The organism is Aquimarina sp. KJ22-3, assembly GCF_055808215.1.
In genome coordinates this window covers 1912629-1931504 of record NZ_CM147859.1, presented here as the reverse complement: position 1 = coordinate 1931504, position 18876 = coordinate 1912629, and the positions used below count along the sequence as shown (strand labels likewise).

12 protein-coding genes are annotated in these 18876 nt (G+C 37.0%); 9 read left to right on the top strand and 3 right to left on the bottom strand.

Annotation, left to right across the window (positions count from 1 at the left end):
- Positions 1 to 89: 89 nt before the first annotated feature.
- Complete coding sequence (locus tag AC0L3Q_RS08570) at positions 90 to 3404, top strand: VCBS repeat-containing protein (RefSeq protein ID WP_473286187.1); 3315 nt, start codon at positions 90 to 92, stop codon at positions 3402 to 3404.
- A 54-nt stretch (positions 3405 to 3458) separates the two neighbouring features.
- Here the strand turns inward: AC0L3Q_RS08570 and AC0L3Q_RS08565 are convergent, their stop codons facing one another.
- The 3 genes from AC0L3Q_RS08565 to AC0L3Q_RS08555 all read right to left on the bottom strand — a co-directional run bounded on the left by AC0L3Q_RS08565 (position 3459) and on the right by AC0L3Q_RS08555 (position 10041).
- Entirely contained in the window at positions 3459 to 5297 is a 1839-nt protein-coding gene (locus AC0L3Q_RS08565) for an Ig-like domain-containing protein (protein WP_473286186.1), read from the bottom strand.
- A 141-nt stretch (positions 5298 to 5438) separates the two neighbouring features.
- Positions 5439 to 7028, bottom strand: a complete 1590-nt coding sequence (locus AC0L3Q_RS08560) for a RagB/SusD family nutrient uptake outer membrane protein (protein WP_473286185.1) — start codon at positions 7026 to 7028, stop codon at positions 5439 to 5441.
- A gap of 10 nt (positions 7029 to 7038) precedes the next feature.
- On the bottom strand, positions 7039 to 10041 hold the full coding sequence (locus AC0L3Q_RS08555) for a TonB-dependent receptor plug domain-containing protein (RefSeq protein WP_473286184.1): 3003 nt from the start codon (positions 10039 to 10041) through the stop codon (positions 7039 to 7041).
- Between the two features lie 238 nt (positions 10042 to 10279).
- Between AC0L3Q_RS08555 and AC0L3Q_RS08550 the strand changes: the two genes are divergently transcribed.
- The 8 genes from AC0L3Q_RS08550 to AC0L3Q_RS08515 are packed head-to-tail and all read left to right on the top strand — an operon-like array spanning position 10280 to position 18876.
- Entirely contained in the window at positions 10280 to 11329 is a 1050-nt protein-coding gene (locus tag AC0L3Q_RS08550) for a sensor histidine kinase (RefSeq protein ID WP_473286183.1), read from the top strand.
- The gene (locus AC0L3Q_RS08545; RefSeq protein WP_073314759.1) at positions 11326 to 12051 is read left to right on the top strand and encodes a LytR/AlgR family response regulator transcription factor; all 726 of its coding nucleotides are present in this window, start codon (positions 11326 to 11328) and stop codon (positions 12049 to 12051) included. Before AC0L3Q_RS08550 ends, AC0L3Q_RS08545 begins: the two co-directional genes overlap by 4 nt.
- Before the next feature lie 13 nt (positions 12052 to 12064).
- Positions 12065 to 14005 carry a sodium:solute symporter family protein gene (locus AC0L3Q_RS08540; protein WP_473286182.1) on the top strand — a complete coding sequence of 647 codons (1941 nt, stop codon included), beginning with the start codon at positions 12065 to 12067 and terminating at the stop codon, positions 14003 to 14005.
- A gap of 25 nt (positions 14006 to 14030) precedes the next feature.
- Complete coding sequence (locus tag AC0L3Q_RS08535; RefSeq protein WP_473286915.1) at positions 14031 to 15644, top strand: M1 family metallopeptidase; 1614 nt, start codon at positions 14031 to 14033, stop codon at positions 15642 to 15644.
- Entirely contained in the window at positions 15644 to 16162 is a 519-nt protein-coding gene (locus AC0L3Q_RS08530) for a DUF2867 domain-containing protein (RefSeq protein ID WP_473286181.1), read from the top strand. Before AC0L3Q_RS08535 ends, AC0L3Q_RS08530 begins: the two co-directional genes overlap by 1 nt.
- Positions 16163 to 16178: 16 nt before the next feature.
- Entirely contained in the window at positions 16179 to 16982 is an 804-nt protein-coding gene (locus AC0L3Q_RS08525) for an arginase family protein (protein WP_473286180.1), read from the top strand.
- A 7-nt stretch (positions 16983 to 16989) separates the two neighbouring features.
- On the top strand, positions 16990 to 17802 hold the full coding sequence (locus AC0L3Q_RS08520) for a hypothetical protein (protein WP_473286179.1): 813 nt from the start codon (positions 16990 to 16992) through the stop codon (positions 17800 to 17802).
- A 33-nt stretch (positions 17803 to 17835) separates the two neighbouring features.
- The gene (locus AC0L3Q_RS08515; protein ID WP_473286178.1) at positions 17836 to 18876 is read left to right on the top strand and encodes a zinc-dependent alcohol dehydrogenase family protein; all 1041 of its coding nucleotides are present in this window, start codon (positions 17836 to 17838) and stop codon (positions 18874 to 18876) included.

Sequence of the window (18876 nt, the reverse complement as noted above, 5' to 3'; positions counted from 1 at the left end):
GTCGACAAAAGCATGCTATATAGAGCATAAATTCGGGAATTGACACAAACTTGATTACTTTAATTTCTTATAGAAATTTGTCTTCGAAAATGGTCTTTAGAAAATTCTGGATTTTACTATTCCTACTTCTTGCACATTGCAATACAAAGCATCAAAACAGTAACGATAAGAAAGTTCAAGAAAAGGAATCACTATTCAAAATGATTGACCCTTCTGTTTCTAATATTTATTTCAAAAATGAGGTGTCTGAAACCTTATCATTTAACTTCTTAAACTATGCATACATATACAACGGTGGAGGAATTGCAGTAGGAGATATCAATAATGATGGATTAGAAGATCTGTATTTTAGTTCTAATCAACACAGTAATAAATTATACCTAAACAAAGGCAATTTTGTTTTTGAAGACATTACTGAAAAAGCCGGAGTTGAGGATGCTACTGGTTGGACTACCGGTGTATCGATGATAGATATCAATAATGATGGATGGATAGATATTTACGTATGCAAATCGGGTTCATTACGTGACTCTGAAAAAAGGAAAAACAAATTATATATTAACCAACGAGACGGAACTTTTCTAGAGCAAGCAAAGGTCTATGGACTAGATAGTGAAGCCTATTCTACTCAAGCCTATTACCTGGATTACGATAAAGACGGTGATATGGATATATACTTGGTCAATCATCGTGCTGATTTTAACAACAATGTGGTTGTTGATCCCAGAATACAGAATAATATCGATCCAGAAAGTACAGATCAGCTCTTTGAAAATGTAAACGGAAAATTTAAAAACCTCACACAAACCTCCGGAATTCTAAATAAAGCCTGGGGACTTAGCGCAGCAATTGGTGATTTTAATGAGGATGGATGGCCGGATATTTACGTAGCCAATGATTTTCTGGAACCGGATTTCCTTTATATCAATAATAAAGATGGGACTTTTACCAATCGGATTCTTGAAACTTTTGATCACATTTCTGCAAACAGTATGGGATCAGACTATGCAGATATTAATAATGACTTAAAACCAGATCTTATCGTTTTAGACATGCTTGCCGAAGATCACCAAAGAAGCAAAGAAAACATGGCAACCATGAGCACTGATAACTTCAAGTATTTGGTAGATATTGGATATCATCATCAATACATGTCTAATATGCTTCAGTTGAATCTGGGAGATGGGTCTTATGGCGAAATTGGACAGTTATCAGGTATTGCCAAAACTGACTGGAGTTGGGCTCCTTTAATTGCAGATTTTGATAATAACGGGTATAACGATCTTTTGGTTACCAATGGTATCAAACATGATCTTTCTAATCAGGATTTTAGAAATCGTATGCGAAACAATATCCTCAATCAAAAGAAAGTCACTTTGCAAGAAGCCATAGGCATGATGCCTTCTACAACTTTGGAAAACAAAATATTTTCGAATGCTGGCATGTATCAGTTTCAAAACAAAAACCAAGAATGGGGATTACACCACAAAATAAACTCTAATGGTGCAGCCTATGTGGATCTTGATAACGACGGTGATTTGGATATTGTCTTAAACAATCAAGATGACATTGCCAGTATTTACCAGAATCAACAATCCAACAATTATATAAGCATCACATTGTCTAATCCTGAAAACAATAATACACTTTTGGGGACTCACATTAAGGTATACACCAATCAACATCAACAGATGAAAACATATTATACCAGTAGGGGTTTTCAATCTTCGGTAACCAACAGACTGCACTTTGGCTTGGGCAAAACCGAAATCATAGACAGCATTGTGGTTGATTGGCCTAACAATCAATCCAGTTCTCTAAAAAACGTTGCGGCAAATCAAAAACTTTATATTGATTATAAAAAGAAAGAAGCATTCTCAAAATCACAAACGACAGAGACGGTCGCAATAAAAGTCCATCCTAGAAATGCATTTGGAGTAACTTACAAACATCAGGAAACCCAATTTGATGATTATGCACTACAACTATTGCTCCCCCAAAAACAAAGTGAAAAAGGAGCTCCAATTGTAGTAGCTGATGTCAACAACGATGGCTTAGAAGATTTCTTTGTAGGGAATGCAAAGGGAGCTAGTGCCATGCTCTATATTCAAAATGATTCGGGTTCTTTTTCTATCATGAGTCAAAACACTTTTGAGCAGGATAGTTATTTCGAAGATCGAAAAGCGCTGTTTTTTGATTATGACAACGATGGAGATCAAGATTTGTATGTTGCTTCCGGGAGTTATGAAGATGCAATTGATAGTTCTTATTTACAGGATAGAATTTATGAGAATAATGGTCAAGGTCATTTTACAAGAAAAGAAAATCTATTACCTAAAATCCAAACCGTATCAGGAGGAATTGTTATTGCAGATTTTGACAATGATCAAGATCAGGACATTTTCATCGGTGGAGGTTTTATTCCAGGTAAATACCCTTCTGCTTATCCTTCCTATATTTTGAAAAACGAAAACGGAAAGTTTATTGATGCTACTCAGGATATAGCAAAAGACTTATCAAACATTAATCAGACCAATGATGCCCTATTTTCTGACTATGATAATGATGGTGATCTGGATCTTATGGTTGTTGGCGAATGGTCTTCGCCTACAATTCTAGAAAATAAAAAGGGAAAATTTGAGACTGCAGATATCAAAGCGCTAAATGATTTGTCTGGTTGGTTTTTTAAAATTTCAAGTTCGGATATTGATAACGACGGTGATATCGATTACCTCTTAGGTAACTTGGGTGAGAATAATAAATTTCATCCCTCGACAGATAAACCTTTCCATATATATGCCAAGGATTTTGACATCGACAGTAGTATTGATATTGTCTTAAGCAAAACCACAAAAAAAGGAGTTTTGCTACCTGTTCGAGGAAAGGAATGTTCGTCTCAGCAAATCCCTGGGCTTTCTGAAAAATTTAAGACGTATAATTCATTTGCTGCCGCTTCTTTACCTGAAATTTATGGTCAAGAAGCTCTAAATAATGCAGTTCATTATACTGCTACCTGTTTTACTAGCTTGTTATTAAAAAACAAGGGACAAGGAAATTTTGATGTTCAAGAACTGCCTATTACAGCTCAATTCGGCCCCACTTCAGATTTTTTAGTCGAAGACTTTAATCAAGATGGTTATAAAGATGTTTTTGGTATCGGATCTCTATATGAAGCTGAAACCGAAACTATTCGCTATGATGGTAACAAGGGGTATTTCTTATTTGGAAATACAGATCACACTCATTTTACTTCTTATCTGCTATCTGACACATTACAACAATTACAGGCTAAAGCCTGCAGATTTATTACTATCAAAAACAAAAAGCACATTCTGATTTTTACCAAAAACAACGAGTTGAAGTTTTTGGAATACAAATTTGAAACAAAAAACCTCCATAAATAGCAGCCACACTATTTACAGAGGTTTCTCCAATTAAAAACTAACATTTATACATTTCTAATCACATGAACGTATGGTTTTCCACCAGTGTTCTCCACTTCCTGGAGTTACCCAAATTGGTCCGGTTTGTGCCTCATACAACACTCCTTGATATACCACCTGATCTCCTTGATTGTATATTTTTGGATAAGCTTCCCAATTAGCAACTCCGCTGCAAGAACCACTACCCCCTCCATCAGATTGTACTGAGATTGCAACCGCTGAAGAAGTTGTTGTTTCTCCAGCATTATCCGTGGCAATTGCGGTAATGGTATAATTTCCAGTACTTGCATTAGTCCATGAATAACTGTACGGGCTTGTAGTATCTTCTCCTAATTTGGTGTTTCCTTCAAAAAACTCTACTCTAGTAACGGTACCATCGCTATCAGATGCATTGGCAGAAATTACTATCGTAGTCCCTTGAGTAAACGTGGTGTTGTTTGATGGAGAAGTGATCGTTACCGAAGGTAGTTGATTACTTCCATCGCCTCCACCATCACCACAATTCTGTACCAATTCCCAAGGTTTACCATTTCCTGTATTCGAGGAGGGTACATCTCCTTGGGTCCACCATTTTGCACGATATAATTGATTTTGGTATACCGCTTCCTGACTACCTTGATATGCTGTGGCGGAGTTCCATTGCGCTGAATTACATCCAGTACCATCTCCACCACCATCACCTCCGCCGTCTCCACCGTCATATGGTGATTCTGGGTAGTTTTCTGCATTCGCGATGGCTTGGGATTGCGATATTCCATCCAATACCTGACTTGCCACATACAAATATCCATAAGCAGAGGAATTTCCATCTCCCAACAATAATTGCCAAATCATAATCCCATCATTGTTCACATTAGTTGCTGCTATATGAGCAGATAGCTCTGCCATAGTTTGATAGGTATACGTATAATATGGCCCCCATGGTTCATCCGGATAATGTGTTCCTGCTGCAATCGAGAAACCATATCGATCTGCATAATGCTTGTAAGCATCGTACATTATTTTTCTGTTGCTTGCAGCTCCAGTATTATACCCTTGATAGGCTATTAGATCTATTTTATCTCCCACAGCCTCCATCACCGGAATCATATGCCCTGTGGTAGCAAAGCCATATAAACTAATAGCTTGATTTGGAGAAGTAGCATTATATAAATTCGCATCAGATTCTCCAGTTACGCTATTTCTTTTGCTATAGGCAAATGGTGATGAAGGATCATCATTATTTAATCCTCCTAAGGCTCCAACTCCTGCTGGTGCACAGGCTAACAGATATTCTCCTTTGGGCATTATCGCTCTTGAGTTATTGAAAAAATCAATAAATCGTTGCACATTAATAGGTTCTCCTATGGTAGCAAAGCTCCCATTGGGTTCAAAATCCCAATCGATCCCTTCAAATCCCATGTCATCGACAAGATCTTTGATTTGTTGATAGTTAATATCATAAGCAGCATCCGATCCCCAATACGTCTCTCCTCCTACGGATAGTATCACTTTGGTCCCCTTTGATTTTAGGATAGCTACAGATTCTTTTAGCGTAGCACCTCCATACGGTGTTTGGATACCTGTATTTGTTATATCCAGTGATCCTTTCTGATATCGTAGATTAGGTCTTGCAAAAGCGAGAAACACGTGGGTAACATGTTTGGGAATATCTCTAAGTTTAGAACCCTGACCCGTTGTAGTCCAACTCTCTGACCATGATGGAAAATATCCCAAAACAATGGGTTGTGTAAGCGCAGTTTTTCCATCAAGCTGAACGGATGGATCTTCCTCTCTGAGATCATTTACAAAGCTCTCATTATTGCAAGAAAACAATAATGCTAGCATCGTAATTACTGTGATAATTCTTTTCATTGATTTCATAATATATAGTTAGATGTTTGTGTTAGGTAGTATTTATTTCATGCATTCTTGTTTAAATAGTTCATTAAAAGAAGGAAAAAAGAGAGAAACGGAATACAATTCACTATTTCTCTCTTTAAAATCACATGTGTGTTAGAAGTTTCCTCCAGGCACATCCCACCAAAGTCGTGTACCTGCGTTATCAGGCCCTCCCAATTTGGTTACCGCATCGGCCACACCATCAGGATTGGTTTGTAATTCGCTATCTACAAAAGGTATCCTTCTGATTTGAAGATCGGTATCCACTACTCCTCCACTCTGGTTACTCACAACAGGGAATATTTTTGGATATCCAGTACGTCTGTACTCACTCCATGCCTCTTGCCCTTCTGGGAATAAGGCGATCCATTTTTGAGTAATGATACGTTCTAGTTTTTCTTCATTAGTAGCCGCATCATCCCAGGCAATAGTAATGGTGCTTAAAGCATTTATACTATTTCCTGGTGTAACAGGATCTACATAATCCATGGGAGTTCTTGTTCCATTGGAAACATAATCTGATATACCTCCTAAGCCATACTGCTGAAACGAGGTGGTAATTCCTTGCTCGTAGTTACCCTGTACATCTCCTGCACCGGTCCAACCTCTTAATCCAGCTTCTGCTTTTAAGAAAAACACTTCGGCTGCTGCCATCAATTGCACTCGTGGCGTCAACACTTCATCTGCCAATAAAGAAAAAGTAACATAGTCTGCTTTTTGAGCCAGCTCATCATCATATCCTGGTAAAAGCGGTAATCCATTTCGAACTCCTTTATATACTCCTTCTTCAACTTCTGAAGTATTAAAGTAGCTACCAACTCTAGGGTCTTCATATCCTACTAAAATAGATTCCATCGAAGCATTCATACGGATATCTCCCCAAGAATTATTAATAGTGCGTACCGGATGATCTAGTGTTCCATTCACAAAAAAGCCATCAGGATTAGCTTCGATAAGTCCTATAGGATGATTTAATGATTTCTCACCTTCGGATTGTGCCTTGGTAGGTGCTACTTTTGAAATTCGGATCGCTAAACGTAATCGAAGTGCATTGGCATACTTAATCCAGTTCTCATAATTTCCGCCATAGGCTAAATCAAAAGCTGCAAACCTTGGGCTATCAATATTATCCGATAGTATTTGGATAGCCTCTTCCAGATCTGCGAAAAAAGCATTATAAGCTTCCTCCTGTGAGTCATACTCACTCGTTGTTGCAGATTCTCCAAATTTGGTATACACTATTGGCCCAAATACATCAGATACTCTGTGCATAGCAGTAACTTTTAGTATTTGAGAAACCGCGAACAACTCTGGAAATGTTTCCCGTGTTTCGTTTTCAATGGTCTTGGCATTGTTCATTACATTAGAGTACGGTACACTCCAAATGAAATTATTCCAACCACTTACCAAATTATAGGTAGTATTGTTCGCCCCAGCTACAAAAGGTCTGGGATTCGTCATATATCCCGAAAACACATCTGCATTGAGATTTTGCTGTAGTTGAAAAGACCATGGCGGTGTATATTGATAGATATTCTCGAACATAGGCTTATATAAAGATCCTACATTCTGAAAGTCCACTTCTAACTGTTCTTGAGTAATGTTTCTGGGGTTTCCGTCCAGGTCTTCTAAACCTTCAGCACAGGAAGACAAGAAGAATGTTATCACCACAAACCCCGATAAAAATATATTGCTGTTTTTCATTTTACTAATTTTAGAAACTTAGATTAACATTCAACCCCCAACTTCTGGTTGAAGGAAGTCCTAATACATCAACACCTTGTAAAGCGTTTCCTGTACTTAACGTCACGTTTGGATCATGCGGAGCATCTTTATAAAAGAAGAATAAATTGTTACCGATTAACGAAGCCTTTATACTTCTGAAAAAAGAATTTTCTGAAAGTTGGAAATTATATCCCAAAGCAATTTCGGCAAGACGTACATTGGTAGCGCTGTATACATACTCTCCTGTAAATCCGTTTCTTCCTCCTGCTAGCCCATAATATTCTTGCGCAGTCAAAGTCGATACATCTCCTGTTGGACTTACCACTTCGATCAATGCATTTTCGGTTTCTCTTTGTGTATTATTACTCAAACCTTCGACAATAGCCTCAGTCATACTGATGGTTTCTCCTCCAAATTTCCCATCGATCAAGAAATCCAAACTGATGTTTTTGTAAGTCATGGTGTTGTTCCACCCCAAGGTAAAGTCAGGATTGGCATTACCCACTTTTTCTAGTCCTGCAATGGTATTGTCTGGGTTTTCATCATTAATTACTATAGCTCCCGCGTCAACTACAGGTCTTCCGTTGGCATCACGTTTTACCACTTGCGCATAGATATCTCCATACTGCCCACCTTCTACCAAATAAGAGGCAAAAGTATTTACCCCAGGAGGCGAAATCACTTGATTATCAATTTGTACATCATCAGATGGGTTACTGATTTCTTGAACCTCATTATCATTAGCCGCAAAATTGATATTCGAAGTCCATTTAAAATTTTCTGTTTGAACTGGAGTAGCAAAAATTGACGCTTCGAATCCTTCGTTAATGATATCTCCAGAGTTTACTCCTACAGTTACAGAACCTGTTCCGGTAGATACCGGTACTTGAAAATATTGATCCACTGTACTGGTATGATAATACCCAATATCAAATCCAAATCGATTATCAAAGAATCTCCACTCGGTTCCTATCTCAAATGAGCTTTGTTGTTCTGGGCGTACTTCACCCAAAGGTCTTACTGGATCCAAAGGACTTAATCCACCTCCGAAAAGAATTTGTCGTTCAGGAAATACTGTGTTTGCCGGTACATCATTACCTACTTGAGCATAAGATCCTCTTATTTTTGCAAAGGAAATTTTCTCTCCCATATCAAAAATCTCCGTCAGAATTCCCGTAATACCCGCCGATGGATAGAAGTAAGAATTATTACTAGAAGGTAAAGAAGAAGACCAATCATTTCTTGCTGTTAGATCTACGAATACTTTTTCATTAAATCCAATGGTAGCACTGGCAAAAATTGAGTTTACCTTTTTGTCTAACGAACTTTGAAATAGAGAAACTTGTGGGTTTGCATTAAAATTCTGAATAGAAAACACATTCGCAAATTGTAAGCCTCCGTTAGTTCCAGAGTCTGCATTTAATAATTCTACGGTAGTTCTCGTCGTACTCGTCCCGACATTTGCTGAAAGTGATATGGTATTAAACTGTTTATTTATCGTAGCGATCACATCACCGTAAAGTTGTCTGATATCCTGTTCTGTAAAAATATACCTTCCATTTGCGGGTGCTAGCGTAGCTTCGGTAGTTGCATGAACCTTTTTCTCGTAATTCAAAAAAGTTTGATCATATGTACCTCTACTCTGTACAGAAATCCAATCATTGATTTTGAATTTTAAATTCATGGAAGCCAACAATTTCCTATTAGTGTCTTCACTTGCATTTCTGTTTAATATCCAATAGGGGTTTTGTTCGATATCCGAAGTTGCTCTAAACCAGCGTTGACTTTGAATATTTCTATCAGGGTCTAATTCTTCAAAATTCTCATAATCCGATAGTCGTTCTCCTGGGGAATCAAAGTTGTATGCTCCCACAAGTGGGTTAAAATACAAACCTGAAATCGGTCGATTATCAATGGTTTGTGTAGATGCCAATACATTGGCACTAGCCGTCAAAACACCGTCGAAGAATTGTGCATTCTCTCGAATGTTTATAGTATGCTGGCTCATTTTATTGGTGGGTAATATCCCAGAAGCAAAGGTGTTGGAATATGAAAAATACGTTTGTGCTTTCTCACTTCCTCCAGAAAGAGAAACCGCATTAATATTGGTAACCCCATTGTTGAAGAAATCCTCAATATTACTTTCGGCTTCGTCATTAAGATCGATATAATACGCCGCAGACTCTACTAATAAATTAGAAGACGCTTCTACCTTAAAAGATCCCGCTCTTCCTTTTTTGGTAGTAATCAATATGACCCCGTTCAATCCTGCGCTTCCGTAAAGTGCAGATGCCGATGCTCCTTTTAAAACGGTTAAGGATTCTATATCGTCTGGATTAATTAAAGACAATACATCTCCTCCATCACGGTTTCCACCGTTAATATCTCCAAAGGTATCCAAGGGTTGTCCTCCCGTAGGGTTGGATAATGGTACCCCATCAATTACATATAAGGGTTGGTTATTCCCCAATGAAGCATTTCCTCGCAAAGTAACTTTTACAGATCCCCCAGCACCTGAGGAGCTGCGGTTTACAACTACCCCAGAAACCTTCCCGGATAGACTATTTACCGGATTGGTTTGCCGTACTTTGTTTAATTCATCGGCATTAATGTCCTGAGCAGCATAGGTAAGTGATTTTCTACTTTTTGCAATACCTAATGCAGTAACAACAACATCTTCGAGCTGCTCCAGGTTCTCTTCCATAGCAACATCGATTACGTTTGATGCTCCTACTGTAAGCGAAATAGTAGTGAGTCCCACATAACTAAACTCCAAGACATCACCCGCAGATGCCGTAATAGTATATTTACCATCAAAATCTGTTTGTGCCCCTTTTGCCGTTCCTTTTACAATTACATTAACTCCTGGAAGCGGCATGGCATTTTCTCCCGTTGAAGTTACTGTTCCCGAAATTGTTTTTTCTTGCGCTTTGACCTGTTGTGTCATTAATAGTACTAAAAGAACAGAAAAAACTAGAATAGTTCTTTTCATGAAATTAAGATTGATTTGTTTGATTATTTCCGATTTAAAGGTTTTATGAATAAACTTGAAAAAGAAATTAAATATCTAAACAACGTTAAAAAAACAATAAACGACATGTTTCTTCATATAAGTGTTTTTGCGATTGAGTACTTTTTAAAATATTCACTAAAGTATTTTGCTTTTAAACAAAAAAACACATAATTTTTTCACGTTTTTTAACAATTTCACACAAAAAACATCAAAAACCGTGTTTAACTGGATAGCAACATCTGATGGTTACAAAATGCCAAAAAAGTATCATTTCATATTTTGGGCAGGCTATTTTTTGATCAATTTTATTCGTTGGGGAAGTTACTTCGATGATTATGTGTATTCATTGAAATCAAATCTGGTAGAATTCTTTATTCATATTCCGATTACTTATTTTCATATTTATTACCTGATTCCCAAATTTGTTCTTAAGAAAAAACTACCACTCTATCTTATCACAGCCATATTAACCTTGGCTGTGGCATACATCGTACGAACAGAACTTAATCTTCTATTAGTGACCAGCAATATCTGGCCAGAAGCTATCGGGACCCAAAAAGCCTATAGTTTTAATCATATTGTAGCGGTTACTATTGGAGAAGTATATGTAGTTGCACTCGCTACCGCGATAAAATTAACTATGGATTGGATTGCCGAACGAAAGAAGAATTCTCAATTGAAACAATTACAGCTAAAAACTGAATTAAAATATCTAAAATCACAAATACAACCTCATTTCTTCTTTAACACCTTAAACAACCTATATTATTTAACGATAGAAAAATCGGATAAAGCTTCGGATGTGGTTCTTAAATTATCCGAAATCATGCAGTATGTTTTGTACGATGTTAAAGAGCCAAAAATTGGATTGCTTAATGAAATTAACTATATCGAAAGTTACTTAGAACTAGAACGATTACGACATGGTGAAAAAGTAAACTCAGAAATTCAGATAAGAGGAAACATTGATGATATTTCTATTCCTCCGTTGTTATTACTACCTTTTATCGAGAATTGTTTTAAACATGGTAGTAAAAACAATGAAGAAGTACGTCTCGACATTCATTTTGAAAATGAGAAAAACGAACATCTCATTTTTAAAGCCAAAAACAACTTTAATTCTGATTATACGGATGATAAAAAAAGAGGTATCGGAATTGAAAATGTAAGACGAAGACTAGAATTATTATACAAAAACAAATACTCTTTAGAGACCAAAGTAATAGATAATACGTTTAACGTATTATTAAAAATCCCCATCCTATGATTGTCAAATGCATTATAATAGATGACGAGCCATTCGCGATAAAAGTAATCGAATCGCACCTGGCTTCTTTTAAAAACATAGAACTTTTAGGATCTTTTCACAATCCTATAGAAGCCTTAGAAATTATAGAACAAGGAGAAGTCGATGTCATCTTTCTGGATATCAATATGCCCGGGATGAACGGATTAGATTTCATCAAAAACAGTAGAAACAACTATCAGATTATTATCACTACAGCGTATCGCGAGTATGCTGTAGAGAGCTTTGAACTAGACGTTCTGGATTATTTGGTAAAACCTATTCCTTTTAATCGTTTTTTAAAAACCATCAATAAGCTCACTCAGGTCATTAATAAAGACCAATCAAAAAATGAAGAGTATCAAGGAAATAAGGATCCTTTTATTTTTCTTAAAGTGGATAAAAAACTGGTAAAAATACTCTTGAAAGATATTCTTTACATCGAAAGCCTTAAAGATTATATTAAGGTGATTACAACACATGGTAATTATCTGGTTCATAAATCGCTAACAGGAATAACGGAAGAGTTACCTGATTCCAATTTTATACGCGTGCACCGCTCCTATACTATTGCTATCGATAAAATTAAATCTATTGAAGGCAATCTGGTAGAAATCGATTCTAAACGAATACCCATCGGCCGTAACTACTCCAAACACGTAAAAGAAACTATTTTCAGCAACAACAAAGATTTACATATTTAAAATATCATTATACATGATCACACTTTCAACCCTAGACCTTATTCTTATATTTTCATTTTTCACACTCACTTTATTAATTGGTATTTGGGTTTCTAGAACCTCGGGGAAAAATACCAGCGAATTCTTTCTATCGGGTAGAAACATGCCTTGGTGGTTATTGGGACTATCTATGGTGGCCACCACCTTTTCTACTGATACTCCAAATTTGGTTACCGATATTGTTAGGAAAGGAGGAGTATCTGGCAACTGGGCATGGTGGGCTTTTTTGATTACAGGTTTACTCACTGTATTTGTATATGCCAAATTGTGGCGTAAGTCTAATGTAAATACCGATATAGAATTTTATGATCTAAGATATGGAGGTAAACCAGCGCATTTTTTACGTGGATTTAGAGCAGTATATCTAGGGATCATTTTTAATGTACTCGCAATGTCTGGTGTTACCCTTGCTGCTATAAAAATTGGACAAGTGATGCTTGGGTTAACAGCCTTAGAAACTGTAGGTATTGCTTCGGTAGTAACTGTTATTTTTAGTGCTATTGGAGGGTTTAAAGGAGTAGTGTATACGGATTTCATTCTTTTCTTTACAGCAATGATTGGTGCACTTGGAGCGGCTTATTATATAGTAAATTTACCTGAGGTGGATGGCGTAGCCAATCTTATAGCTCACCCACAAGTGGCCGATAAAATCTCGTTACTTCCTGATTTTGATAATACTGAATTATTGGTATCATTATTAATCATTCCACTTGCTGTGCAATGGTGGAGTTCATGGTATCCTGGGGCCGAACCTGGTGGTGGTGGATACATTGCACAACGTATGCTGGCAGCCAAAAATGAGAATCACGCTATTGGTGCTACTCTATTTTTTAACATCATGCATTATGCTATCCGACCATGGCCATGGATTTTGGTAGCACTCGCTTCTTTGGTATTATACCCAAAAGATGATGCCAACACTATGGAAGCTGCTAAAAGCAATTATATAGAAATGCAAAAGTTGGCAGAAACCAGAGAACTTACTCCTGAAGAAGCCGAACGAATGGACGCTTATTATTTTGCTTCGGAAGGGCTAACTGCCATACGACAAGCGTTCCCCGAAGATAAAGTACAAAAAGATAAGATAGGTCATGATATCGCATATTCGGCAATGCTTACTCGTCTACCTTCAGGATTGTTGGGTATTGTTTTGGCTTCGCTGATAGCTGCTTTTATGTCGACTATTTCTACGCATCTTAACTGGGGATCTTCCTACATCGTACATGATTTTTATGCCCAACAAATCAACAAAAAAGCTTCAGAAAAAGAGCTGGTGCTCGTAGGAAGAATAAGTACTGCTATTTTGATGATTCTTAGCGCCGTCTTAGCATTATTGCTCACCAACGCTAAGCAGATTTTTGATTATATTATTATGTTTGGTGCAGGAACCGGACTTATTTTCATCTTGAGATGGTTTTGGTGGAGAATCAATGCCTGGAGCGAAATCTCTGCTATGTTTGCCTCAGGAATCGTATCTATAATTTTTGGATTAGAATCTGTAGACCATGCATTATTTGCTGAAGGAATGCTTCCTGGATGGTCAAAATATCCAATTATCGTAGGTATTACAACCGTGATTTGGCTTATCGTGACCTTCGTAACTAAGCCAGAAGACGACAAGGTGTTATTCGATTTTTATAAAAAAATACAGCCCGGAGGACCTGGTTGGAAAAGCACGATTCAAAGGGCGAAACACCAAGATCTAAATATTGTTACAGATAATAGTACATGGAGTGTTCCTTCAGGAATATTGGCAATGATTGTAGGGTGTATTATGATCTATGGAGTACTTTTTGCTGCTGGATATTGGATCTATGGAGAATATACTTTTGCAATTATTTTAACAATAGTTGTTATTGTCGCTGTCTACATTTTAAGTAAGTTGTGGAAGAAAATTAAAACCACCATCTTATAAGAGACGGCTCACAATACATGATTAGATTTTTTTACCCTTACTATTAGTTCTGGGGTTCACTACTATTGAGGCTCAAGAACATACATTTACAAGACAAGATACCTTAAGGGGTTCGATAACACCCGAGAGAGCATGGTGGGATCTTACCTACTACCATCTAGATATTACTGTAAAGCCTGATCAAAAAACGATTTCAGGAAAAAATACGATACAGTATAGGGTATTGGATGCTCATAATACCATGCAAATTGACTTGCAGCCTCCTTTGAAGATTGAAAAGGTAATGCAAGGCGATCAAGAGCTAAAAGTAAATTCTGATGGAAATGCCCATTTTGTGACACTTACTGATGAACAAAAGAAAAACGACGTCAATACTGTAGAGGTATACTATAGCGGAAAACCTCGAAAAGCTGTAAATGCTCCTTGGGATGGGGGTATTTCCTGGAAAAAAGATAAAAATGGAAAACATTTTGTTGCTTCTTCATGTCAAGGATTAGGTGCCAGCGTTTGGTGGCCTAATAAAGATCATATGTATGATGAAGTAGACAGTCTTTTGATAAGTGTGAATGTTCCTAAAGGTTTAATGAATGTGTCGAATGGTAGACTGCGAAAGATAGATGAACATAATAATGGTACCAGAACCTTTCATTGGTTTGTCAGTAATCCTATCAATAATTATGGAGTGAATATTAATATTGGAGATTATATTCATTTTGGAGAACAGTACAAAGGTGAAAAAGGGTATTTGGATATGGATTATTATGTATTACGGTATAACCTGGATAAAGCCAAAGAACAATTCAAAGACGCTCCCAAAATGATGAAAGCCTTTGAACATTGGTTTGGCCCCTACCCTTTTTATGAAGATAGTTTTAAACTGGTAGAAGTTCCCTATTTGGGTATGGAACATCAAAGTTCGGTCACTTATGGTAACAAGTACAAAAATGGATATCTGGGTCGAGATCTTTCTGGTTCTGGTTGGGGATTAAAATTTGACTTTATCATTATCCATGAAGCTGGTCATGAATGGTTTGCCAACAATATTACTTACAAAGATGCAGCTGATATGTGGGTGCATGAAGGATTTACCGCGTATTCTGAAAATCTGTTTCTGGATTATTATTATGGCAAAAAAGCCTCTGCCGAATATGTGATTGGGACAAGAGGAAATATTCAAAATGATAGGCCAGTTATTGGCACCTATGATGTTAATCATGAAGGTTCCAGTGACATGTACTACAAAGGAGCTAATATGCTGCATACCCTAAGACAACTTATCGAAGATGATGAAAAATGGCGAACTATTCTTAGAGGATTAAATAAAGATTTTTATCATCAAACTGTTACCACAAAACAAATAGAAGACTACTTAAGTAAAGCGACCAATATTGATCTTACTCAGTTTTTTGATCAATATTTGAGAACGATCAAAATACCAAATCTTGAGTATTCTTATAAAGATGGGGTCCTTAAATATCGCTACACCAATGTCGTTGAAAAATTTGATATGCCAGTACGTGTTTTTGTTGATGATAAAGCGCATTGGATACAACCGAATGCCAAATGGCAAAGCAAAAAGTTGACCGGAAGTAATTTGCAGATTGATGCCAATTTTTATGTACATCCAACACCCATATAATGATCGTTTCAGAAGTCGATTTACCAAAGAGCTCTTTGCTAGCGAATACCAGGCATGATTATACCGATAGCTTCTCTGGCAGCATCAATACTTCGTCTACTATTGATCAGCATCAATTAGTAAAAGCTTTTTTTGTATCCTCTCCAAAATGGGTGGGTGCATTACTGTTTTTACGAAATAAAATTGTGGCTGTATTTGGACTCAAAACTGGTGAAGCAATTTCAAAAGAAGACATTCTTAAGAAAGATTTCAGACTACAGAAAGGAGATGCTGTTGGAATTTTTAGAGTATACGACAAAAGTGAAGATGAAATTATTTTTGGAGAGGACGACAGCCATCTTAATTTTAGAGTCTCTCTTTTATTAACACAAGAAAACACAACCAGGGATTTGATCATATCTACAGTTGTGGTATTCAATAACTGGTTAGGAAAATTATATTTTCTTCCAGTAAAACCCTTCCATAAGCGTATCGTAAAAAGTATGCTCAAAAGAACACTAAAGGAATTAAAGAACTAAACAATTACTCGAGTTAATGAAAATTTATTTTCCACAATGGCAAGGATCTGGTACAGGAAAAAATATTGAACCTGGAGCAGAAGCGATTCTAAAATACCTTGATGACCCCGAATTCATAAATATTCCTTTGTCTAGTATTACCGCCGGAGCACAGGGAATACAAAAACATCATATTAACAACTACGACGCCATTACCGAACAACTAACTCGTTTAAAAAAAGAAATAGCTACCGCGCAACCCGATACCCTTAAAACTATTGGTGGAGATTGCGGATTAGAAATTGTGCCTGTATCTTATCTCAATCAGAAATATCCCAATTTGGGTGTAATATGGTTTGATGCACATGCTGATATTAATAAGCCTTGTGATTCCCCAAGTTGTAATTTTCATGGCATGCCCTTACGTACATTATTAGGTGAAGGAGAACCCGAAATGAATCCTTTACTGTTTTCTACCATTACGGCATCACAAATCCACTATGTTGGGTTACGAGATATAGATAAGACCGAAAAAGACAGAATACAAGAAGGAGAAATTTATGCCCCGACCCAAATAGATGTTGATCATCTAACGGAGACCTTGAAGGCTAAAGATATCACCCATTTGTACCTGCACTTCGATTTTGATTGTCTAGAGCCCAATGATTATGATAAAACCTATTATAATGTTCCCAATGGAGTAAGTATTACTGATGCTGAAACCTGTATAGAGGCACTTACCGAGAATTTTACGGTTGTAGGAAGTAGTGTTCTTGAATCTGTAACGACAAAAAGTGAAGAACTACAACCGATTTCAAAAATTATCGATCTTTTAATCTGACACTGCTATGGACGCTAAATTCGTATTCTCTTTCTTACTAATTTTCACCCTTTTTGTTTTGGGATGCAGTAATGAAACCGCAAAGAAAAATACGAACAACAAAGAAAATAAGAAAAACGAAGTATTGGTATTAGGAGCCATTCATGGGGGACATCTTACAGATTCAGTATATAATACAGCGTATTTAACTCAACTAATAAGAGCAATACAACCAGATTATATCCTAGCAGAAATACCCCCCGATCGATTTGATCAAGCTGTAAAAGAATTCAAAGAAAATGATAGTATTTCAGAATCCCGAGTACGTCGGTTTCCTGAATATGTCGATGTGGTTTTTCTGCTAACCAAAGAAATGAATTTTGAAATTATTCCTACTGCTGGGTGGACATTACCCATGGCACAAGAACGCAGCCAAAAATTACAGGCGATAAGCAAGGACTCTACTCGAGTTGAAGACTGGGATGCATATCGCAAAGCAAACCGTACATCTGATTCTGTTTACCAAGCAACGGGAAAAGTAAATGATCCTTACTTTATTCATACCCACACTTATGATAGTATACAGGATATCGCTTTGCAGGTATATAATGATTTGTTTAATGTAGAATTAGGCCTGGGAGGATGGGATAATATCAATATTGCTCACTATTGGAAAATTGAAAAAGCACTAGAAAAACATCGGTATCAAAATAAAAGAATGCTTATTATATATGGAGCAGGTCATAAAGGTTGGTTTTTAAGAGAGTTAAGAAAGCGTGATGATATCAAATTATTAGAGATGAAACCTTTTCTTGACAAAATATCTCAAAACCCATCCTAAAACCCAAGTTCCACCAGCATATTAAAAAGTTCTATGAAAGCAATTGTATTTGAAGAATTTAAAGGTCCTCTAACCGTACAAAATGTACAAGATCCAACACCTAACTCACACGGTGTTGTTATTAAAGTCACTGCAACTGGGTTATGCCGTAGTGATTGGCATGGTTGGATGGGACATGATCCAGATATCCGATTACCACATGTCCCTGGGCATGAATTAGCAGGGGTTATCGAGGCTACCGGGAAATTTGTCAAAAACTTTAAAATTGGAGATAGAGTTACCGTTCCCTTTGTAGCGGGTTGCGGTCACTGTGGTGAATGTATATCGGGCAATCATCAAGTGTGCGATCACCAATCCCAACCCGGATTTACACACTGGGGTTCTTTTGCAGAGTATGTTGCTATAGATTATGCAGATACTAATTTGGTTCGACTACCCGATTCGATCGATGATGAAACCGCTGCTACTTTGGGGTGTCGATTCATCACATCTTTTAGAGCTGTTGTAGAGCAAGGTAAAGTAAGTGCAGGACAATTTGTAGCAATTCATGGATGTGGTGGTGTTGGTTTGTCGGCAATAATGATTGCAAAAGCGATAGGTGCGCAAGTTATTGCGATAGATATCAATGATCAAACTTTACAATTTGCCAAAGAATTGGGTGCTTTTGCAACAATTAATGCAAAAGATCAAAAACATATTGTGGATGAGATACGATCCTTGACCAATGGAGGTGTTCATGTTTCCCTCGATGCGTTAGGAAGTGCAGCTACTTGTTTTAATTCTGTGGCTAATCTCAGAAAAAGAGGAAAACATATTCAGGTAGGTCTAATGACAGGAGATCACGCACATCCCAAAATCCCCATGGACATGGTACTAGCTAATGAGCTAGAAGTAATTGGAAGTCATGGGATGCAAGCTTACAAATATCCAGAGATGTTACAAATGATAAGCGACGGTACGTTGAAACCCCAAAAATTAATCCAGAAAACTATTTCTCTCGAGGATGCAATAACCGCCCTACCCCAAATGAACACTTTTCAAAATATGGGAGTACAAGTAATTAACTCTTTTTAA